We start from the raw sequence: 21498 nt of genomic DNA, 5'->3' as shown, positions 1-21498 counted from the left end.
CGGACACAGCCATTGGCCATATCGATCCCCTTTTGGCCGCTGCCGCCATTCTCTGAAAAGCCACCCCCCGCAACACTGCTGTGCATCCCACCCAGCCTGCGGAGAACAACAATGCTGACGATCTACTCCGACGATCACCACCTACACCATGGCCGCTGCGAGTTGATGGACGGGCAACTGATGCCCTGCTTCGAGATGCCCTCCCGCGCCGACCATGTGCTGCAACGGGTCAAGGACCGGGATCTGGGGCCCGTGCACGCGCCGCAAGACTTCGGCCTGACGCCGCTGCAACGCATCCACAGCCGCGACTACCTCGACTTTTTCAAAGGTGCCTGGGACCGCTGGACTGAATACGGCCAAGACGGCGACTTGCTGCCCTACACCTGGCCTGCCCGTACCTTGCGCCGGGTATTGCCCACCAGCCTGCATGGCCAGTTGGGCTACTACAGTTTCGACGGTGGTGCGCCGATCACCGCCGGCACCTGGCAAGCAGCGTACAGCGCAGCGCAAGTGGCGCTCACTGCACAACAGGCCATCCAGCAAGGTGCCCACAGTGCCTTTGCCTTGTGTCGCCCGCCAGGGCACCACGCCGCCAGCGACTTGATGGGCGGTTATTGCTACCTCAACAACGCGGCGATTGCCGCACAAGCGTTCCTCGACCAAGGCCACAAGAAGGTGGCGATCATCGACGTGGACTACCACCACGGCAACGGCACCCAGTCGATTTTCTATGAGCGCAGCGACGTGCTGTTCACCTCGATCCACGGCCACCCGGAAGCGGAGTTCCCATTCTTCCTCGGTTATGCCGACGAGTTGGGCGAAGGCGTCGGTCAAGGTTTCAACTTCAACTACCCACTGCCCGCCGGATCCGGCTGGGATCAGTGGAGCGTAGCGTTGGAAGCGGCGTGTAAGGAAACCGAACGCTACGGCGCCGACGTCATCGTGGTGTCGCTGGGCGTGGACACGTTCAAGGACGACCCGATCTCTCAATTCAAGCTCGACAGTCCGGACTACCTGGCCATGGGGCGGCGCCTCGCACGGCTCGGCAAGCCCACGCTGTTTGTGATGGAAGGCGGCTACGCTGTCGAAGAAATCGGCATCAACGCCGTCAACGTGCTCGAAGGTTTCGAACAACAAGGAGCGACCCGATGAAGATGCTCACCTCACTGGCCCTGTGCGCCGCCGTTTTGAGCGGCGCTGTGCAGGCCGAAGAAAAACCCCTCAAGGTCTACAATTGGTTCGACTACATCACCCCCAAGGCACTTGACGATTTCAAGGCGCAGAACCCGAAGATCAAGCTGGTCTACGACATCTTCGACACCAACGAAGCCTTGGAAGCCAAGCTGCTCACCGGCAACTCTGGCTATGACGTGGTGGTGCCGTCCAACGTGTTCCTGGCCAAGCAGATCGAGGCCGGCGTGTTCCAGCCCCTGGACCGCAGCCAGTTACCCAACTGGAACCACCTCGACCCCAAGCTGATGAAGTTGATCGAGGCCAACGACCCTGGCAACAAATTTGCCGTGCCCTACATGTACGGCACCATCCTGATCGGCTTCAACCCGGACAAGGTCAAAGCGGTGCTCGGACCGAACGCGCCGGTGGACAGTTGGGACCTGATCTTCAAGGAAGAAAACATCAGCAAGCTCAAGCAATGTGGCGTGGCCTTGCTCGATTCACCCTCGGAAATCCTCCCGCTGGCCCTGCAGCACCTGGGCCTTGACCCCAACAGCAGCAACCCCAAGGACTACGTAAAGGCTGAAGCGCTGTTGATGAAGATCCGGCCCTACATCACCTATTTCCACTCGTCCAAGTACATGGCCGATATCGCCAACGGCGACATCTGCGTGGCCGTGGGTTACTCGGGCAGCTTCTCCCAGGCCGCCAACCGCGCCAAGGAAGCCAAGAACGGCGTGATCGTGGACATGCGCCTGCCCAAGGAAGGCGCGCCGATATGGTTCGATATGCTCGCCATACCCAAAGGCGCGCAGAACCCGCAGGACGCCTACACCTTCATCAACTACCTGCTGCAACCCCAGGTGATCGCGCCGATCAGTGATTTTGTCGGCTACCCCAACCCGAACAAGGACGCGACCGAGCAAGTGGACCCAGCGATTCGCAACAACCCCAACCTGTACCCAACCGAGGCGGCAATGGCCACGCTGTACACGTTGAAGCCGTTGGGGCGTGATGCGGAACGCGCGCGGACGCGAGCGTGGACCAAGATCAAGTCGGGCACCTGATCAGCCTTGCCAGGCCTGGCGCAACCGCGCCAGTGCCACGGCGATATCGTCTTCGGGCACAGCAGCAAAACCCAGCACCAAACCAGCACGCTGGTCCACAGGGGTGGTCGAGTGCGCCAGCCAGTAGCTGCTCAAACCGTTAACCTCGATACCCGCCGCATGCGCCTGTGCCAATAACTGCTGCTCGCGGGCCAGGCTGTCCACGCGCACCGTCATGTGCAGCCCTGCCGCTACGCTGGGTAACTCACCCATGCCTTCGAGACCGCCAGGCCAACCGGCCAGCAAGGCATTGCGCCGGCTCAGTGCAGCCCGCCGCATACGGCGTATATGGCGCTGGAAGTGCCCCGCTGCCATGAACTCGGCCATCACCGCTTGGGTGCTGATTTCCGAGTGGCGCATGTCCACCGCGCGGCGCCGGGCGAAGGCGTCCACCAAACCCGGCGGCAGCACCAGGTAACCCAGGCGCAAGGCCGGAAACGCCACCTTGCCGAAGGTACCGACGTAGAGCACGCGGCCGTTGCGATCCAACGCGGCCAAGGGCGACAGGGGCGCGCCGCTGTAGCGGTACTCGCCATCGTAGTCGTCCTCGATGATCCAGCCGCCCGTGCGTTCCGCCCAGGCCAACAACTCCAGGCGACGTGCCAGGCTCATCACCACCCCCAACGGGTACTGATGGGACGGCGTGACATAGGCCACACGGCAGTCATCCAGCGTGTTGAGCACTTGGCAGTCGATGCCCTCGCCATCCACCGGCACACCGTGCAATTTCCCTCCCGCTAGGGCGAACGCATGACCTGCCGCGCGATACCCCGGGTTTTCCACAGCAACCCCGTCGCCGGGCTCCACCAGCAACTGTGCACAAAGGCTAATCGCTTGCTGTGCACCACTGGTGATCACAATTTGCTCAGCGGAGCACTGCATGCCTCGGGAGCTGCGCAGATAAGCGGCGATCAACTCGCGCAATCGACCGTCACCCGCCGGGTCGCCGTAGCACAGTTGCTCCAGGTCCGGTTTGCGCCAGAAGGCCGCATTCAGCTTGGCCCACACCTCGAACGGAAACAGATCAAACGCAGGCACACCCACGCGAAAGGCCCGCGGCGGCCCGGACGGTGGCTGCGGCAAATGGTTGTTTTGTACCCGACCCAAGCCCCCGCTGTGGATAACTTCACAGTCCAAATCTTCCGGCAATTTTTCCCATTTTGTGGATAAGGTTGGGGATAAGCCTGTTGAAAACCCTGTGGACAGTTTTGTGGGTAACTTTTTGGCCGTGGGCAGTTGCGCAACGTAAGTGCCATCACCCACCCGACTTTCGATAAAACCTTCGGCATACAGCTGATCGTAGGCACGCACCACACTGTTGCGCGAGATCGACAACGCCGCTGCCAAGTCACGCGTGGCGGGCAAGCGCGTGCCGCTGACCAGTCGCCCATCCAGCACGCGCTGGCGCAGGGCTTCATACAGTTGGCGGGTCAGTCCTTGGCGGCGATCCAATTCGATACCGGCAGGGTTGAAGGACAACGGCGGTGTGATGGGCGGCATATTGGACCTATGAAATGGACGCCAGATGGCTCTTTCAACGAGCCATTAGCCTGCCTAGGATGCAGGCATTCGCCAAGGAAAATTTCCATGTATACACCCCGCGCCTTTGCTCTCGACGACTTGCCCGAACTGCATCAATTGATCCAGCACACTCGCCTGGCGCAATTGGTGACCGTTGGCGAACAAGGCCTGCTGGCCAGCCACCTACCGCTGCTGCTCAACCCCGACGAAGGCCCGAATGGCACACTCTACGGGCACCTGGCCAAGGCCAATCCGCAGTGGAAAGACTTGCAGAACGGCAGCGACGCCCTGGTGATCTTTGCCGGCGCCGAGGCTTACATCAGCCCGGCGTTTTACCCCGCCAAGGCCGAGCACGGCAAAGTGGTGCCCACCTGGAACTACATTGCGGTGCACGCCTACGGCACGCCTGAGGTGTTCACCGATGCAGAGCGCTTGCTCAACCTGGTCAGCGCCCTCACCGACCGCCACGAAGGCAGTCGCGACCAGCCGTGGAAAGTCAGCGACGCTCCGGCCGACTACATTGACGGCATGCTCAAGGCCATTGTCGGCTTCGCCCTGCCGATCGAGCGCCTGATCGGCAAGCGCAAACTCAGTCAGAACCGCAGCCCAGCCGACATCGCCGGTGTGCGCGAAGGCCTGGCCGCCAGCGCCGACGTGCGCGACCAAAACCTCGCCCGATTTATTCCCCAAGGAGTCGCAGAATGAGCCAGATCGATATCCGCCAAGTCACCGCCGCCGACCACGCTGCGTGGTTGCCGCTGTGGCAGGCGTACTTGAAGTTCTACAACACCGAATTGCCGGATGCCGTTAGCCAAAGCACCTGGCAACGCCTGATCGACGACCGTGAGCCGACGCACTCGGCGCTGGCCTGGCAGGATGGCAAAGCGGTGGGCATGGTCAACTTCATCTACCATCGCTCCAACTGGAGCATTGAAAACTCCTGCTACCTGCAGGACCTGCTGGTGGACCCCGCCCAACGCGGCACCGGTGTAGGCCGCAAATTGATCGAATTCGTCTACGCCACTGCCAAGGCCGATGGTTGCTGCAAGGTGCATTGGCTGACCCACGAAAGCAACGCCACTGCGATCCAACTCTACGAGCGCATCGCCGAACGCCCAGGTTTCATCCAATTTCGTAAAGGCCTTTGAGGAGCACAGCATGCCCATTTCCCCCGCCGACTGGAAAGGTGTCCCGGCGCCGACCGTGCAACTGCTTGAAGGGCGTTTTATCCGTTTGGAAAAACTCGACCCCGCGCGTCATGGCGACGAACTGTTCCAGGCGCTTCAAGGCCCTGGCGCCGACCCCAAGCTATGGGACTACCTGCCTTACGGTCCTTTCCCCGAGCGCAGTGCATTCAATGACTGGCTCAACAACCACGCGGCCCACAGCGACCCGTACTTTTTCAGCGTGATCGACCGCGCGACCGGCCAGGTACAGGGCATCCTCAGCCTGATGTCCATTGTGCCGGCCCAAGGGCGCATCGAGATCGGCCACGTCACCTTTGGCGCGCCGATGCAGCGCTCGCCCAAAAGCACAGAGGCGGTGTACTTGCTGGCCAAGCATGCGTTCGAGCAGGGTTATCGTCGTTTGGAGTGGAAGTGCAACAACGCCAACGCCCGCTCCAAGTATGCGGCCGAGCGGTTGGGCTTCAGCTTTGAAGGGGTGTTCCGCCAGCACATGGTGGTCAAGGGGCAGAACCGCGATACGGCGTGGTATTCAATTATTGATGCCGAATGGCCGGCGGTTGGGGCGGGGTTTGAAGCCTGGTTGTCGCCAGGCAACCTGAACGGTGATCGCCAGTTGAAGACGCTGCTGGAGTGTCGCACCGCGCCTATCTAACTACCACCGGCCCTATACCGGCTTTCCCTTAGGTTCTCCATGCAACGGCGCCTCGCACCGTCCTGACCATGGAGAAACTCATGAATGCTAAAACCTCCGTAGCGCCCTCGCTGCCAAGCCCAAAACCGCTGTTGGAAAAAGCCCTGCTCACCCGCCTGACCGAAGACGGGCCCACCGGCAATGAAGTGGCCTTCCTCCTGCTGCGCAGCGAACTGAGCATCCTCTACCCCGACCTCAACCCGGACCTCGACCGAACAGTGGTGGGCACCCCCATTTGGGCGTTCGTCGACGACGAACTGACCTGTGTCGATATCCATTACACGCTCATGACCCATGTCCTGGTGCGATTGGCCCTGGAAAACACCAAGGCCAACTATTTGCAAGGCGAGCACTTCCTCACTCAACAGCCCTCAACGCCTGAGCCCATTCAATTGCCGGTGGACATCGAGCAGATAGCCACACTGCTCAATGAGTTGGCGTCGGTGTTTTTCGTCGCCTTCAAAGAGCAGCAATTGGCGTTCTGGAACGCCACAGGGGCTGGCCTGCCACGCTGGCAAGAACTGGCTGACGGGCTCGCCGCCGCACTGAATATCCAGGAGGTCGAGGGCTGGAATGCCGATCACTGCGACATCGCGCGGGGGATCTCGATGTACCCCGACAAGCAGCAACGATTTAGACACCGCCCCGACCTGGCGAACATCCAGGTGTGCTTGCTCGACATTGACAGCCCCAATGATAAACACCTGAAACATCTCATGCTGGCGGGCACAGCCATCGTGCAAGGCACATTCAAACAAACCGACATCCTGATGATGTACACCCTCGAATACGGTTATGAGACCTTCCCCTCTTTGCAAGACTTGGCGACCGCCGCGCAGTCCAGGCTCAGCGCCTCAATGAGCGCGCTCCCCTTGGCCATGCGGCTGGTCGAACCTGAGGGTCATTTTTTCGATCACATGGCCTGGGCCCTCATCGCCACCCAGCTCACCGCGATCGAAACCGAGGGTTTGAACAACGTCGCGACCACTGTGCCTCAACCGGAGCCACCCTCCACCGCCACAGAGCCGTTGGACCGCGACCCGGAGACAACACGCCTGAACATGCTCGACGGTGCGATCCCCCACTGGCTGCTCAATGCCTCGCCGCACGATTTGAACGACTACAGCCAGCACATGCTGGACCTGAGCACGCTGTACAACGATGTACCGGCCGACCTGTTCCAGCTTCAACCCATCAAAGCCTTCGCCCAGGAGAAAATGCGCAACGCCATCCTCGCTGATAACCACGCCGGCGCCGACACACTGCCACTCGATGAGATACAGATCATCCGCACGGAAAGCCTTGCGGTGGGGCCTTTCAACCTGGCCAATCCACTGGAAAGCTACCCGCAGACCCTGGGCGAATATGCACTCAGCAATACGCCGCCGTACCTCGCAACCGTGAACTTCAAGGGCGGCCAAACAGTGCCTGACTGGCTGACGGTCACTTACCTGACGCACCTTTCAGAGCAGGTCGACATCGGCCAGGTGTACCCAAAACTGATCCAAGACAAGCTGATTGACGACCCGCTTGAAGCCCCCCGGCAACAACGGTTTTACATCCAGCAATTGCGATCGCTGCTGCCACTGCTGGCGCTGGAATGCAAACTCACCCACACCGGCAATGTCGACGAGCAGGGCTATCGCTTCATCAATGAGCTGGTCACCCCGACGCCCAACACGCCAGACCCTATCGTTATATGCCCCTTGTCGATACGCCCCAGCCTTCGCATCAGCCAGACCTTCGATGAGGTCCTCAACATCTTCATCATCGGCCCCCGCTCGCTACAACACGGCCCCTGCCTGTTGTATCGCCCGTTGCTCGAAAACCCGCTGATACAGTTCCCCTCACTGCAAAACCTCAAGTATGAGCTGCACCAGCCCGGCGAGATCAGAGACTCCATCCTGGCGTGGCTGCCGAACCGGAGTGTGAGCTACAACTACGCCCAGTACATGTTCCCAACCGGTCTGACCTCAGCCTTCCTGATTTCACAACTGGCGAATACACCGTTGAAACTATTCGAATGGGGCGGCACCCCTGTGTTTTCCAAAACCGAGCTGACCGGGGATATTTTTGCCGCGTTGTTTGCGGCCAACGCGAAGGCCATGGCGCAGCTGGCGGATCGTAAGTCGCTGTCCAACGCAGAGCGGCGCTGGGCATTGCTGGAAGACAGCGCGTGGGCCATCTTCAATGCCGCTTCAAGTTTCCTGAACGGCTACGTCGCCACGGCGGTGTGGGTCTGGCAAATCTTCAATCAACTCCAGCAAGTGCTCGATACGCCGGCGCAAAGCAATGGCTTGATCAAATGGCAGCGCCTGGGCGACGTGCTGATGGCGTTGGCCATCGTGATCACCCATAAGGCCGGGCCACTGCGCAGGGGCAAAGCCAGATCTGCAGACGTTCGAGGTTCCAGACCACCCTTGCCTGCGCCGCCACAGCTACGTGCCCTTGCCTCAGACAGCCGCGCGCTGCCCCATCGCCAGTTCTCGATATTGGCTGTCGAAGGCGCTGTGCCACGCCGCACGCCGACGCAGTGGGGTAGCTACCTAGACGCGTTCAAGGTCGAGGCCCCCGACCTGCGCGACTATGCCCAGCCCCAACAACGCCCGCCGCTCTACGATGTGGGGCAAAACACCTATGCCCAAGTGGATCAGCGCTGGTTCCAGGTGGTGGGTGATGACGATGCCAACATTCACATTCTCGACCCGCACAACCCTGCGTTTACCGGTCCCTGCCTGGCCAAGACGTCGATGGGAACCTGGCGTATCAACACCGACCTGCGCCTGCTGCGCAGCAACGAGAGCTTGAAGAGCAAGTTGAAGGCCTCACGGATGGCCAGGATGCAAAGACTCCTGCCACTGGAGCAACAACGCGAAGCGCTGGAGCAACGTGAAAAAGTCCTGAAGGGCGAGATGCACACGCTGCTCAAGTCCCCCACCACGCAGACCCTGTTGGACCAGAGTTTATCCAAAGCCCAGGAGCTGATCGCCAATCGCGAAGCGTCATTGAAGCTGCTCGACCAGTGGAGGAATGAAGGCGGTACCCTCGGGTATGAGGACAAGCTGCTCAGGCTGTACAAGAGCTTTAACACCTACCTGATGACTTGGACCGCGTTCAAACATGTCGCTTACAACGCTGCCGTCGAGCGCATCCTCAAAAACCGCGAATCCGAAGACGTGACCACTCGCCAGCAACTCCCGGCAGACATCCACCTGGCGGTGGAAATGGGCCGGGAAATAGACGCCAAACTCAACGACCTGGCGGGTGCCAAACTCGCACTGTCCAGCATGGGCTCGGCCGGTGCCATGGACGCCCGTCAAATCCAAATATCGGAGCGGTTTCACACCCGCTGGGAACTGAAAACCAACGAAATCGCCAGCGCCGCCGAACTGTGTATACGTGAGCAAGCCGCTCAAGACATGACCCAGGCGCGCAATGCCGTCTATGCGGTGGTGGAGCGCGCTACGGCGGCCAGTAGAAGCATGACGCAACTGTTAAAGGACGACCCCCAAGAGGCTCAGTTGGAAACCCTGAGTGAAATGGTCGAGGCATTCAAGAGTGTGCGCAATCGAATAGAGGAACTACCCGGCGAGTTTCCAGAACGCGTCAACCTCAATGCCCTTGCGAACCTGAAAAGCGTCGTCAACGAATTTCTTCTATTGGCCCAGAGCAATATCGGCACCCGGCTTCAACAGGTCGCCCCCCCAGCGCGCGCATCTGCCAAGCCCTCGACGTCCAGGCCGCACATAAAAGCCAGGGTCATCAAAAAGCGTCCGCGAGATCAGCCCAAAGAACCGCAGGATGTGCCAGAACAGGCGCCTTTGACACTGATCCCTCCGTTGAAAAAACAGGCACCAAAACCCACGAACGACTATATCGACATCACCAGTCAAGGGCTCCAACTGACCGGGGAGCTGGACGGTTTTATCAGCGAGACGAAAAAGAGCGCTCTGAAGCCGTTTCGGATACCGGCAGACATGCAGGATATCTTCGATCAGCAAGCATTGAAGCTGGAACAGACGCTCCACACATTCGAACCGCTGCACACGTTGGCCAAGCAGACAGGCAACGCCCTTCCGGTCGCCAGCCTGAGTACAGAACTGCGTGACGGCGCAGCCCGATTGCGTCGAGAGGGCATCACTATCAGAGCAACGCTGCTCAAGCTGCGCAAACCCCAGCAAGGCTACTTTCTGTGGCTGCTGGAGAATGACCAGGTCCGGGTCACGCGCAATCAAGCGGGCAGAATCAAGACCACGCAGTTCAACGACTACTTCCAGGAGTATTTCATTCTTGATTCAGCCAATGGCGACCAGCCGTTATGGCTGGCGCACTTTCATTACCCCGCCCTCAAGACACCGGCCAATCAGTTCACAGCGGCCCATCTTAAAATCGACGACGCCTACCTGAAGCAACTGGCCGCCGACACTCAACCAGCGCTCACGACCCGGACAGCGCTGGATAATCTTTTGCGCAAACTCAACGACCCGGTCGCGCTGGCCGCGTTTTTACGGCTTGAGGAGCGCCGCAGTTGAGGCTCAGCTCCATTGGCTGCAAATTCCCCCCTTAACAGAGACAACTCCCGCAAATCGCGCCCGTATCACCTGACAGTTAACCCCGCGCCCTCTCGCTAAATTCCCGGCCTCATTCACAAGAGGTCGGGATTTCATGCCCTTTTCACTCAAGCAATTGGCTCGTGTCACTGCGTTCGCGGTGGGCGTGATCAGCGCTCAACTCACTCAGGCGCAGGCGGGTTCACCCTTTCAGTTTTCGATGCAATTGCCCTCTTACAACTATGGGACTTATGAGCCTGTTGTTAAGAGTGGCCCTATCGACGGCTATTTCTACAACCAAGCCACTACCCGTAACGGTCGGCAGGTCGCCAAGGTGCTGGAACCCGCACTGGACCGCTTGCTGACGTCCGGTCAGTTGACCTCCGAACAGATCAAAAACCTGGAAAAGCTCGGTGACAACGTCGCCCGGGCACCCGGCGGGATGGGGGCGGTCCTCGAACAGTTGGCCGGTAGTCAGAATGCCAACCTGGCCAGCGCTGCCCACGCCACCACCGGTCACATCAGCGACCGGTTGCTTTCGACCCTGCGCACCTTGCCCACCGACGACGACGGCCACTTCTGGGTGCAAGGCCTGGGCAACGACGGCAGCCTCGACAAACAAGGCGGCAGCGCTGGCTTGAAATACGGTATTCAAGGCGTGTTGCTCGGCGCCGACTGGGCGCTGGACGACGCTTGGCGCATCGGCGTGGTGGGCGCCAAATCCAACAGCCACCTGGATGCCAAACGCTTTGCCGGCGACCTGGACAGTTGGCACTTGGGCGGCTATGCGGTGCATCAGGACGGCCCGCTGGCCCTGCGCCTGGGGGCGATCCATAGCGACCACGCCGGACAAAACAAGCGCAGCGTCGAGGTGCTTGATCGCAAGGACTCACTCAAGGCCAGCTACGGCGCCACCAGCCAAACTTTGTTTTCGGAAATGGGCTACCAACTGGGCAACGCCGACTACAGTGTCGAACCCTTTGCCGGGCTGGGTTACCAGCGTTATCACCGCGACGGTTTTAAGGAAAGCGGTGGGATAAGCGCACTGAAGGTTGAAGCGCAAACCCGGCAAAACCTGAGCAGCACCCTTGGCCTGCGCCTGGCCACGGTGTACCGCTTCGATAACCAGATCAGCCTCACCCCACACGTCGATACCCGCTGGAAGCGTCTTTACGGTGATGTCGAAAGTCAGGTCCGCCAGTCCTATCGCTATGTCCCTGGGTTGATTGACGGCTTCAACATCAATGGCACGGCCCTGGACCGAAATAGCGTCAACATCAGTGCCGGTCTGGACCTCGCCTGGTCGCCCCAACATACGGTCGGCCTGACCTACAGCGCTGAAAACGGCACCAACAGCCGCAGCCAGGGCCTGATGGGTCAGTGGCAGATGCGGTTTTAACCCCGGCAAAGTGAGGACATTTCACTCATATAAGCAGCTGTAGGCCTGACATCCACCACCTACAATCACTGGCTACATTCCGGTCTCCTACACACGTGAGGCCGGAAACTATGTCATCTGTATTCCCGTACATCCCTTCCATCGGTGCCCTGATGGGCTATGGCATGCGCACCTTGGCGCAGTCCGCCAGCACGGCGCACACCCCAAGCCCCAGCGATGCCCCTGCGACTCAAGCTGACATCGCCAAAGCCCTTGAAAGCGCGCTCGACGATCAACCTGCAGCCAAGTCCAACGCGCGTTTCAGCTCGGTCAGCATCACCCTCAACAACGGCAAAGGCCTGGACATCGACAACGCCACCCGGCTGCTGTCTCCGCCACCTGCCACCGGCCCCGCGACCTCCCTGCGAGGGGTTGAAATCATTAACAGCGCGACCGCCACAACAACAGGTGAACACCATGGTCTTGTCAGCTCCGGGCTTGCACCGGTGTGGCTGGAAAACTACGGCAGCATCGTCGGGAAAAAAGACACCGGGTTAAAGCTGGGTGGAAACCAGCGTGACGAAGTGGTCAATGCCGGGCTGATTGCCGGGGGCAACGGGATGGCCCTGGAGATGGGGGGCGGCGACGATGTACTGATCGTCAGGCACGGCGGCCGTTTCGAAGGTGCAGTGGACGGCGGCAGCGGCACCAACCAAGTCATCTTGGACGATCCCCGTGGCGGCACCTTCGACGGCGCCTCGCGGATGCAGCACCTGTGGGTCGTAAGTGGCACTTGGACCCTCACCGGCGCGATGGAGGCCAACCAGCAGGGCAAGGTCTATAGCGGCGCAACGTTGATCAATAAGAGCAAGATCGGCGGTTCAATGGAGGTCGAGCCAGGCGCGACCTACTCGACGGTGCAATGACCCACCTTAATGCCGCCAAATCCCAGGCAAAAAAAAGGGGAGCACCTGCTCCCCCGAGGATTAAGCGGTAGTGTCGAAGGCTAGGGATCAGCCTTCGATTTCAATCAGGATTTCGCCAGGGTTTACCCGATCCCCCTTGGCCACATGAACAGCTGTCACCTTGCCGGCAATCGCTGCCTGCACTTCGGTTTCCATCTTCATGGCTTCGGTGATCAACACCGCCTGGCCGGCCTTGACCACATCGCCTTCCTTGACCAGCACGTCGACGATATTGCCGGGCATCGCCGTGCTGACATGGCCTGGCTCGGTGGCGTGCTTGCGCTTGCTGCCGCCGCTGCTGACGAATTCATTAAGCGGTTCGAACACCACTTCTTCAGGCATACCGTCGATGGACAGATAGAAGTGACGCTTGCCTTCAGCCTTCACGCCGACACCGGTGATGTCCACGCGGTAGCTTTCGCCGTGCACGTCGATCACGAACTCGGTCGGCACGCCTTCGCCACCGGCACGCGCAACGCCGCCCGCTTCAGGGATAGGCAACAGCACTTCCGGCGCCAGGGTGCCAGCATCGCGCTCTTCGAGGAACTTGCGGCCGATGTCCGGGAACATGGCGTAGGTCAGCACGTCTTCTTCGGACTTGGCCAACGCACCGATCTCGCCGCGCAGCTTGGTCATTTCCGGCTTGAGCAAGTCGGCCGGGCGCACGTCGATCACTTCTTCGCTGCCGATAGCCTGGCGGCGCAGTTGCTCGTTCACGGTGCCCGGCGCCTTGCCGTAGCCGCCTTGCAGGTACAGCTTCACTTCGTTGGTGATGGTCTTGTAGCGCTCGCCGGCCAGCACGTTGAAGAACGCCTGGGTACCTACAATTTGCGAAGTCGGGGTCACCAGCGGCGGGAAGCCGAGGTCTTCACGCACACGTGGGATTTCGGCCAGCACTTCGCTCATGCGGTTGAGGGCGCCCTGCTCTTTCAACTGGTTAGCCAGGTTGGAAATCATCCCGCCCGGTACCTGGTTGACTTGCACACGGGTGTCGACGGCGGTGAACTCGCTTTCGAACTGGTGATATTTCTTACGCACCGCGTAGAAGTACAGGCCGATCTCTTGCAGCAGTTCCAGGCTCAGGCCGGTGTCGAATTCGCTGCCTTTAAGGGCGGCGACCATCGACTCGGTGCCTGGGTGGCTGGTGCCCCAGGCGAAGCTGGAGATGGCGGTATCGATGTGGTCGGCACCGTTTTCGATGGCCTTGAGTTGGCACATCGCAGCCAAACCCGCGGTGTCATGCGAGTGGATGAAAATCGGCAGGTTCTGCTCGGCTTTCAGCGCCTTGACCAGCTCGCCGGTGGCGTAAGGGGTCAGCAGGCCGGCCATATCCTTGATCGCGATAGAGTCGCAGCCCATGGATTCCAACTGCTTGGCCTGGGCCACGAAGGCCTCGACGGTGTGCACCGGGCTGGTGGTGTAGGCGATGGTGCCTTGGGCGTGCTTGCCGGCGGCTTTCACCGCTTCGATGGCCACGCGCAGGTTACGCACGTCGTTCATCGCATCGAAGATACGGAACACGTCGATACCATTCACGGCGGCCTTGGCGACGAAGGCTTTGACCACGTCGTCGCTGTAGTGGCGGTAGCCCAGCAGGTTCTGGCCACGCAGCAGCATTTGCAGGCGCGTGTTAGGCAATGCGGCGCGCAGTTTGCGCAGGCGCTCCCATGGGTCTTCTTTCAGGAAGCGTACGCAAGCGTCAAAGGTCGCGCCGCCCCAGACTTCGAGGGACCAGTAGCCGACTTTGTCGAGCTTGTCGCAGATCGGCAGCATGTCGTCAGTGCGCATGCGGGTGGCCAGCAACGATTGGTGAGCGTCGCGCAGGATGGTGTCGGTTACGAAGATCTTCTTGCTCATTCTTATATTCCTCACAGGCCTGCGTGGGCGGCGATGGCGGCGGCGATGGCCAGGGCCAGCTCTTCGGGTTTGCGCTTGATCGAGTAGTTGGTCAGCTCAGGGTGGCTTTCCACAAAACTGGTGTTGAACTGGCCACTACGGAATTCCGGGTTGCGCAGGATTTCCTGGTAGTAGGCGGCGGTGGTCTTCACGCCTTGCAGGCGCATGTCGTCCAGGGCACGCAGGCCGCGGTCCATGGCTTCTTCCCAGGTCAACGCCCACACCACCAGTTTCAGGCACATGGAGTCGTAGAACGGCGGGATGGTGTAGCCGGTGTAGATCGCCGTGTCGGTACGCACGCCGGGACCGCCAGGGGCGTAGTAACGGGTGATCTTGCCGAAGCTCGGCAGGAAGTTGTTCTTCGGGTCTTCGGCGTTGATACGGAACTGCAACGCGAAGCCACGGTGCTGGATGTCTTCCTGTTTCACCGACAGCGGCAGGCCCGAGGCGATGCGAATTTGCTCACGGACGATATCGATCCCGGTGATTTCTTCGGTGATGGTGTGTTCCACCTGCACCCGGGTGTTCATCTCCATGAAGTACACCTCGCCCTCGGCGAGCAGGAACTCCACGGTGCCGGCATTCTCGTAGCCCACGGCCTTGGCCGCGCGCACCGACAGGTCACCGATGTAGGCGCGCTGTTCCGGGGTCAGCTGCGGGCTGGGGGCAATTTCGATGAGCTTCTGGTTGCGACGCTGGATCGAGCAATCGCGCTCGAACAGGTGCACGACATTGCCGAAGCTGTCACCGAGGATCTGCGCCTCGATGTGCTTGGGGTTGACGATGCATTTTTCCAGGAACACTTCCGCCGAACCAAAGGCCTTGGTGGCTTCGGAGATGACGCGGGGGAAGGCTTGTTCAAGTTCTTCGCGGCTGTTGCAACGACGGATACCGCGACCGCCACCACCGGAGGTGGCCTTGAGCATGACCGGGTAGCCGATACGGTCGCCTTCGGTAAGGGCCTCGGCGATGTCGGCGACGTTGCCTTCGGTGCCAGGCGTCACCGGTACGCCGGCCTTGATCATGCTGCGGCGTGCTTCGGTCTTGTCGCCCATGCGGCGAATCACTTCAGCGGACGGGCCGATGAATTTCACCCCACGTTCGGCACAGATGTCCGCCAGTTCGGCGTTTTCCGACAGGAAGCCGTAGCCGGGGTGCAACGCATCACAGCCCGTTTCCACCGCCAGGTTCACCAGCTTGCGCGGGTTCAGGTAACCGGCCAGGGGCTCGGCACCAATGCTGTGGGCTTCGTCGGCACGTTTGACGTGCAACGCGTGACGGTCGGCGTCGGAGTAGACCGCGACCGAGCGAATGCCCATCTCGGCGCAGGCACGCACGATTCGTACGGCAATCTCACCACGGTTGGCGATCAGGATCTTTTTTATCACTTGGAAATTCCCTTGAGCCGATTGCTGCGTTCTTCGACCCGCTAGACCCGGGTCGGCGCGTGACTAAATGTTTCATGACAGTCGCGAGACACACACTAAGCCCGCAGAGGGATTAACAAAAATCAATAATTATTGGGTCGTGCATAAGCAAAGACTTATAGTTGGCCGGACGGCCTCGGGCGAAAGGAATTGAAATATGCGTAAGTCATTGATGCGTATGACATTGCGTCAATTGCAGATCTTCAATGAAGTGTGCGATTTGCGTTCGTACAGCCGCGCTGCCGAGGAAATGTCCCTCACACAACCGGCCGTAAGCCTACAAATTCGTCAGCTGGAAGAGCTGATCGGCCAGCCGCTGTTCGACTATGTCGGCAAAAAACTCTACATGACCGAGGCCGCCGAAGCGTTGCAGCGAGCCAGTCGCGATATTTTCGGGCGCCTGGAAAACCTCGATATGCAGCTGTCGGACATGCAGGGCTCACTGCAGGGCCAGTTGAAACTGGCGATTGAATCCAGCGCCAAGTACTTCGTGCCGCACCTGTTTGCCGCCTTCAAGCGCCAGCATCCGGAGGTGCAATTGCACCTGACGGTGGTCAATCGCGGCCAGGTGATCCGCAGGCTTTCGGACAACCGGGATGACCTGGTGATCATGTCCATGGTGCCCCAGGACATGGGCCTGGAATTCCTGCCGTTTCTCAACAACCCAATCGTTGCGGTGGCGCCGTTCGATCACCCCTTGAGCCTGCAAGGTCCGCTGCGCCTGCAGGACCTGGAGCCTTACACACTGCTTGTGCGCGAGACGGGCTCTGGTACACGTTTGGCTTGCGAGGAGTACTTCAAGGAGAAGCGCGTGCACTTCACCCAGACAGTGGAAGTGTCATCGGCCGAGGCCCAACGTGAATGCGTGACCGCAGGCTTGGGCGTGGCCTTGATGACGCGCCACGCCGTCAACCTGGAGCTGGCCACCGGTGGGCTCAAGGAGCTGCCGGTGGAAGAGCTGCCGCTGTACCGCAGCTGGTGCCTGGTGCAGGCCAAGGCCAAACGCCTGTCACCGGTGGCCCACGCGTTCCTGGGCTTTATCCGCAGCGAGCGGGTGCAGATCAGCGCGCTGGCTGAACGTTTCGCTGGGCAGCCACGGGCGCCTGCCAATGCAGTTCCGGGTAGTCACTGATGCTTTGGAGCAATTGGCGTTCTTCACAACGGTCTTCGATTGCACGACGGAACGCCATGCGGCGCTGGTCTTCCTGCTGACGACGGGTTTTTACGGCGCTGTTGCTGTCTTCGTAGGGACGGGCCATTTCGAGTCTCCCAATGCGAGTACGGGAGCTCAGGATGGTCTTGGGGAGTTACGGTTTGGCGGCGCGGGGATGACAGGACGATGAATCTTCCGGATCTGCAAGCGATCCAAATGTGGGAGCGGGCTTGCTCGCGAATGCGGTGGATCAGTTAAAACATCTTTGACTGACACACCGCTTTCGCGAGCAAGCCCGCTCCCACATTGGTCCGTGTACATTGCAATCAGTCGTCGAGGGCTTTGACGGACTTGGGCGACAACCGCAGGCTGCGCAAGCTGCGTTTCACGCTCTTGAGATGGTTGACCAGGCTCGGCCCGCGCGCCATGGCCACGCCCATCGCCAGTACGTCGATCACCACCAAGTGGGCGATGCGCGAGGTCAGCGGGGTGTAGATCTCGGTGTCTTCATGCACATCGATCGCCAGGTTGACCGTGGACAGCTCCGCTAACGGCGTCTGGCTCGGGCACAACGTAATCAGGGTCGCGCCGCTTTCACGCACCAGGTTGGCAGTGATCAGCAGGTCCTTGGAACGTCCCGATTGGGAAATGCAGATCGCCACGTCGGTAGGCTTCAACGTCACTGCCGACATCGCCTGCATGTGCGGGTCGCTGTAGGCCGCTGCGGTGAGCAGCAGGCGGAAAAATTTGTGCTGGGCATCCGCCGCAACAGCACCCGAAGCACCGAAACCATAGAATTCGACGCGCTGGGCCTGGGACATGGCCGTCACGGCCTTTTGCAGCTCGACCGGGTCAAGCTTCTCGCGCACTTCCATCAAGGTGTGCAACGTGGTGTCGAAGATTTTCAGGCTGTAGTCGGCGACGGAATCGTCTTCGTGGATCGCGAACTGCCCGAAGCTCGCACCGGCTGCCAGGCTTTGGGCCAGTTTGAGTTTCAAGTCCTGGAACCCGGAGCACCCGATGGCGCGGCAGAAGCGCACGATGGTCGGCTCGCTGATGCCCACGCTGTGGGCCAGGTCGGCCATGGAACTGTGCATCACAGCCGCAGGGTCAAGCAGCACGTGATCGGCAACCTTGAGTTCCGATTTGCGTAACAGGTGGCGCGACTGGGCGATATGTTGCAACAGGTTCAAAGGGCAGGACTCTTGTTATGGGCAGGGCCAGGGATGTAGCAAGCTTGTAGTTATACTACAAGAATTGTCGTTTTGCCCGTCCGACGCATTACTAAATCGCCCTGCTGCCCTCTGAATCAAAGGGCGCAGGCTTTGTAGCCACAGGGGCGCCCTGGGCTACGCTAAGGAAAATCTGCATTTTTCCGTAACAAATCCGCCAAGCCATCCGCCTGCATCGGCCGGCTGATCAGATAGCCCTGCACTTCGTCACAACGTTCCCCACGCAAGAAGTCCAGTTGCTGCTGATCCTCCACGCCCTCGGCCACCACTTTCAGCGCCAAGCCGTGAGCCATGGCGATGATTGCCCGAGTGATCGCCGCGTCCTCGCGACCCTGACCCAGCCCACGAATGAAGGTCTGGTCGATCTTCACGTAGTCCACGGGGATACGCTTGAGGTAGCTGAGGGAGGAATAGCCGGTGCCGAAGTCATCGATGGCCAGCTTCACGCCCAGGTCCCGCAGTTGCTGGAAGGTCGCGATGATGTGTTCAACGCTGTCGAGCAATTGGCTCTCGGTCAGTTCCAGCTCGAGGTACTGCGGGTCCAGGCCGGTTTCTTCCAGCACCTGGCGAACCAGGCTGACCAGCTTGCCCTGGCGCAGTTGATGCACCGACAGGTTCACCGACACCCGGATCGGCGCCAACCCCTGGCGCTGCCACTCACACGCTTGCCAGCAGGCCTGGCGCAGCACGAATTCGCCCAGCGGCACGATCAGCCCGGTCTCTTCAGCCAGACCAATAAAGTCGCCTGGCGGCACCATGCCCCACTGCGGATGCTCCCAACGGATCAGCGCCTCGGCCGCGTTGAGCTTGCCGGTGGCCAGGCATAGTTTGGGTTGGTAGAACACCGTGAGTTGGCGCTCTTCGATGGCCTTGCGCAGGTGGTTTTCCAGCTGCAAGCGCTCTAGGGTGCTGGCTTGCAGGCTGTCGGTGTAGAACTGGAAGTTATTGCCGCCCAGGTGTTTGGCATGCTGCATGGCCATGTTCGATTGGCTGACCAACGCGGAAATTTCCCGCGCGTTATCCGGCAAAAGACTGACCCCCATCGAGGCACTCACCACCAACTCATGCCCTTCCACCGTCACCGGCACCCGCAACTTGGCCAGCAGTCGTGTGGCCACCCGTGCCAGGCTCGACAGGTTGCCGTAGGCGTCGAACAGCACGGCAAACTCATCCCCAGACAAGCGCGCAATGGTGTCGGCTTCAGGCAAGGCATTGATCAACCGTCGCGCCATTTTCTGCAGCAACTGGTCGGCGACTTCATGGCCCAGGCTGTCGTTGAGCAGCTTGAAGCGGTCCAGGTTGATATGCAGCAACGCCAAGCTACGCCCACCCTGGCGCACCCGAGCATGAGCCTCGCGCAGCCGCTCGCGGAACAGCGAGCGGTTGGCCAGGCCGGTCAATTCATCGTAGTGCGTGAGGTAGCGCATGCGCTCTTCAGACTCGCGACGCGCCGACAGATCGGCGAAGAAGCCCACGATATGGCTGACTTTCCCGCGAATATCGCGCACCACATTCAGCTGCAGCCACTGCGGGTACAGCTCGCCGTTCTTACGCGTTTCCACCAGTTCACCCTGCCAGGTGCCATGGCTGAGCAACGCCTGGCGGATCACCGGGAAGTGCCGGCGGGCGTCGCGGCTACTAGGCAGTTCCACCACATTGCGACCGATCATGTCGTCGATATCAAAACCCGTCACGCGACTGAACGCCTGGTTCACGGCGACCAACACATAGTTCGGGTCAAGAATCACGATGCCTTCACTGGCGGCCTCGAACACCGTCGACGCAAGGCGCTGCTGTTCTTCCAGGGCCTTGTCGGCACTGATATCCCGGCGCGTGCCGAGCATTCGCGTCACTCGCCCGCTGGGCGCACGCTCCACAGCGCGACCACGGTCTTCGATCCATACCCAGTGGCCATCGCCGTGGCGCACACGGTATTCCACCTGATAATCCTCGCTGCGACCCTTGAGGTGCTCTACCAGGGCGCGCTTGAGCAGCGGCAAGTCTTCGGGGTGCAGGCGCGGCTTGAGATGGCTGAGCATGGCCGTGACGTACTCGGGCTCCAGGCCGAACAGCTCTTTGAGCTGGGTGTGGTGGACTTCGTCGGTCTGCAGGTTCCAGTCCCACAGGCCCAGTTCGCTGGCTTGCAGGGCCATGGCCAGACGCGCTTCGCTTTTGTTCAAGGCAAGGCTGGCGGCGTCCAGTTCCTGGTTGCGTTGCGCTACGCGGTCCTGCAGGCCGATTTGTGCATCGCGCAGTTCCTGCTCGACCTGGCGACGTTGCTCGACTTCACGCACCAACTCCAGATTCAACTGCTCGCTGCGCTGCTGTGCCTTCTGTAGATGCTCAATCAACGCCTGGTTCTGAAAACGTCGCAACAGCCCGCGCTGGATCAGGCGATTGACCTGCCACGCCACCAGGCTCAAGGAGGCCAGCAAAATCAGGCCCAGCACGCCCCAGCCCTGCTGCTGCGGGGCGCCGTTCCAGAACAGGTAGGCGATAGCCGGCACCAGGCACGGCAAGGCAAACGACAGGAATGCCGGCAGGCTCACGGCGTAGGCCACGCTGGCCGACAGCGTCGCAGCGCCGATCAGGCCGAACACCCAGGCCTGTTGCATAAAGCTGTCCACCGGCACCAGTGCAATGGCGGCAATGGCCAAGGTCAGCCCGCTGACCGCCGAGCCCAGCATGAACATGCGTCGCCAGACCGGCTGCGCCTGGCGGCTGGGCATGGCCGAATCGAAGGCCGCCACCTGGATCACACGCATGGCCACCAACGCGAGCAGCCAGACCAGCCAGATGCTGTCGAGCAGGTATTGCTTGGGGTTCCACAACAGCCAGGCGCAGACCAAGCCATTGACCAGCATTAATAAGGTAGGCAGCAACGAGCCTTGATACAGCAGGCGCGTGCGTTCGACGGCCATCTCAGTGGCGTAATGTTTGCGGATAACCTGCGCGGGCGCCACCGAGGGGCCGAACAGGTCGGTGCTAAGGGTCATAGGCAGTGTTCTTATAATGGTGAGCCCGAAACGTCGACGGAGCATACACAAGCAAACGCTTGGGCCAAACTGCTCTAAGTCATAAAAACCTCTGGGTCATTAGTCGCAAACTTAAGGACTAGACGGCTTGAGCAAGACGCTGCGGGGGCTGTGGCCATTGACCGACCGGTCATCACCCCGAATGTTTTCCGTCGACCAAGCGGTATTGGTGTTTGCCCCACTC

General features: G+C 60.4%; 15 protein-coding genes. 9 read left to right on the top strand and 6 right to left on the bottom strand.

Features of this window, described 5'->3' with window-relative positions; genetic code table 11:
- The first annotated feature begins 111 nt into the window (after positions 1-111).
- Both HF257_RS16970 and HF257_RS16965 read left to right on the top strand, forming a co-directional pair.
- On the top strand, positions 112-1152 hold the full coding sequence (locus HF257_RS16970) for a histone deacetylase family protein (RefSeq protein WP_185710020.1): 1041 nt from the start codon (positions 112-114) through the stop codon (positions 1150-1152).
- Entirely contained in the window at positions 1149-2240 is a 1092-nt protein-coding gene (locus HF257_RS16965; RefSeq protein ID WP_185710021.1) for a polyamine ABC transporter substrate-binding protein, read from the top strand. The genes HF257_RS16970 and HF257_RS16965 overlap by 4 nt, the downstream gene beginning before the upstream one ends.
- Here the strand turns inward: HF257_RS16965 and pdxR are convergent, their stop codons facing one another.
- Positions 2241-3779 carry a MocR-like pyridoxine biosynthesis transcription factor PdxR gene (gene pdxR, locus HF257_RS16960; protein WP_185710022.1) on the bottom strand — a complete coding sequence of 513 codons (1539 nt, stop codon included), beginning with the start codon at positions 3777-3779 and terminating at the stop codon, positions 2241-2243. It abuts the gene before it with no gap.
- A gap of 87 nt (positions 3780-3866) precedes the next feature.
- Between pdxR and HF257_RS16955 the strand changes: the two genes are divergently transcribed.
- The 6 genes from HF257_RS16955 to HF257_RS16930 all read left to right on the top strand — a co-directional run bounded on the left by HF257_RS16955 (position 3867) and on the right by HF257_RS16930 (position 12532).
- The gene (locus HF257_RS16955) at positions 3867-4505 is read left to right on the top strand and encodes an FMN-binding negative transcriptional regulator (RefSeq protein WP_185710023.1); all 639 of its coding nucleotides are present in this window, start codon (positions 3867-3869) and stop codon (positions 4503-4505) included.
- Positions 4502-4948, top strand: a complete 447-nt coding sequence (locus tag HF257_RS16950) for a GNAT family N-acetyltransferase (RefSeq protein ID WP_185710024.1) — start codon at positions 4502-4504, stop codon at positions 4946-4948. The genes HF257_RS16955 and HF257_RS16950 overlap by 4 nt, the downstream gene beginning before the upstream one ends.
- A 10-nt stretch (positions 4949-4958) precedes the next feature.
- On the top strand, positions 4959-5639 hold the full coding sequence (locus tag HF257_RS16945; protein ID WP_185710025.1) for a GNAT family N-acetyltransferase: 681 nt from the start codon (positions 4959-4961) through the stop codon (positions 5637-5639).
- 80 nt (positions 5640-5719) lie between these two features.
- On the top strand, positions 5720-10210 hold the full coding sequence (locus tag HF257_RS16940; protein ID WP_185710026.1) for a dermonecrotic toxin domain-containing protein: 4491 nt from the start codon (positions 5720-5722) through the stop codon (positions 10208-10210).
- 133 nt (positions 10211-10343) lie between these two features.
- Positions 10344-11627 (top strand): autotransporter outer membrane beta-barrel domain-containing protein, encoded by a 1284-nt coding sequence (locus HF257_RS16935; protein WP_185710027.1) that lies wholly within the window; start codon positions 10344-10346, stop codon positions 11625-11627.
- Between the two features lie 110 nt (positions 11628-11737).
- Entirely contained in the window at positions 11738-12532 is a 795-nt protein-coding gene (locus HF257_RS16930; protein WP_185710028.1) for a hypothetical protein, read from the top strand.
- Between the two features lie 87 nt (positions 12533-12619).
- Here HF257_RS16930 and oadA read toward each other — a convergent pair whose 3' ends face one another.
- Both oadA and HF257_RS16920 read right to left on the bottom strand, forming a co-directional pair.
- The gene (gene oadA / locus HF257_RS16925; protein WP_185710029.1) at positions 12620-14428 is read right to left on the bottom strand and encodes a sodium-extruding oxaloacetate decarboxylase subunit alpha; all 1809 of its coding nucleotides are present in this window, start codon (positions 14426-14428) and stop codon (positions 12620-12622) included.
- Positions 14429-14439: 11 nt separating this feature from the next.
- Positions 14440-15855, bottom strand: a complete 1416-nt coding sequence (locus tag HF257_RS16920; protein WP_185710030.1) for an acetyl-CoA carboxylase biotin carboxylase subunit — start codon at positions 15853-15855, stop codon at positions 14440-14442.
- A gap of 196 nt (positions 15856-16051) precedes the next feature.
- Between HF257_RS16920 and HF257_RS16915 the strand changes: the two genes are divergently transcribed.
- Complete coding sequence (locus tag HF257_RS16915) at positions 16052-17026, top strand: LysR family transcriptional regulator (RefSeq protein WP_185710031.1); 975 nt, start codon at positions 16052-16054, stop codon at positions 17024-17026.
- On the opposite strand, the gene HF257_RS16910 is transcribed toward HF257_RS16915, so the two are convergent.
- The 3 genes from HF257_RS16910 to HF257_RS16900 all read right to left on the bottom strand — a co-directional run bounded on the left by HF257_RS16910 (position 16956) and on the right by HF257_RS16900 (position 21275).
- The gene (locus HF257_RS16910; RefSeq protein ID WP_185710032.1) at positions 16956-17153 is read right to left on the bottom strand and encodes a PA3496 family putative envelope integrity protein; all 198 of its coding nucleotides are present in this window, start codon (positions 17151-17153) and stop codon (positions 16956-16958) included. The genes HF257_RS16915 and HF257_RS16910 overlap by 71 nt on opposite strands.
- Positions 17154-17373: 220 nt before the next feature.
- Entirely contained in the window at positions 17374-18240 is an 867-nt protein-coding gene (gene hexR / locus HF257_RS16905; RefSeq protein WP_010168370.1) for a transcriptional regulator HexR, read from the bottom strand.
- 161 nt (positions 18241-18401) lie between these two features.
- Positions 18402-21275 carry an EAL domain-containing protein gene (locus HF257_RS16900; RefSeq protein ID WP_185709568.1) on the bottom strand — a complete coding sequence of 958 codons (2874 nt, stop codon included), beginning with the start codon at positions 21273-21275 and terminating at the stop codon, positions 18402-18404.
- Positions 21276-21498 lie beyond the last annotated feature (223 nt).

The sequence above is a fragment of the Pseudomonas cremoris genome, assembly GCF_014230465.1.
The sequence above is the reverse complement of the archived record's forward strand: the minus strand, read 5'-3'. Positions and strand labels throughout refer to the sequence as shown.

Excerpts from the sequence above, each read along its gene's own strand:
- HF257_RS16970 (WP_185710020.1), top strand. The coding sequence starts at position 112 with ATGCTGACGATCTACTCCGACGATCACCACCTACACCATGGCCGCTGC.
- HF257_RS16940 (WP_185710026.1), top strand. The coding sequence starts at position 5,720 with ATGAATGCTAAAACCTCCGTAGCGCCCTCGCTGCCAAGCCCAAAACCG.
- HF257_RS16950 (WP_185710024.1), top strand. The coding sequence starts at position 4,502 with ATGAGCCAGATCGATATCCGCCAAGTCACCGCCGCCGACCACGCTGCG.
- oadA (WP_185710029.1), bottom strand. The coding sequence starts at position 14,428 with ATGAGCAAGAAGATCTTCGTAACCGACACCATCCTGCGCGACGCTCAC.
- HF257_RS16935 (WP_185710027.1), top strand. The coding sequence starts at position 10,344 with ATGCCCTTTTCACTCAAGCAATTGGCTCGTGTCACTGCGTTCGCGGTG.
- HF257_RS16930 (WP_185710028.1), top strand. The coding sequence starts at position 11,738 with ATGTCATCTGTATTCCCGTACATCCCTTCCATCGGTGCCCTGATGGGC.
- HF257_RS16900 (WP_185709568.1), bottom strand. The coding sequence starts at position 21,275 with ATGACCCTTAGCACCGACCTGTTCGGCCCCTCGGTGGCGCCCGCGCAG.
- HF257_RS16955 (WP_185710023.1), top strand. The coding sequence starts at position 3,867 with ATGTATACACCCCGCGCCTTTGCTCTCGACGACTTGCCCGAACTGCAT.
- HF257_RS16915 (WP_185710031.1), top strand. The coding sequence starts at position 16,052 with ATGCGTAAGTCATTGATGCGTATGACATTGCGTCAATTGCAGATCTTC.
- HF257_RS16910 (WP_185710032.1), bottom strand. The coding sequence starts at position 17,153 with ATGGCCCGTCCCTACGAAGACAGCAACAGCGCCGTAAAAACCCGTCGT.
- HF257_RS16965 (WP_185710021.1), top strand. The coding sequence starts at position 1,149 with ATGAAGATGCTCACCTCACTGGCCCTGTGCGCCGCCGTTTTGAGCGGC.
- HF257_RS16945 (WP_185710025.1), top strand. The coding sequence starts at position 4,959 with ATGCCCATTTCCCCCGCCGACTGGAAAGGTGTCCCGGCGCCGACCGTG.
- pdxR (WP_185710022.1), bottom strand. The coding sequence starts at position 3,779 with ATGCCGCCCATCACACCGCCGTTGTCCTTCAACCCTGCCGGTATCGAA.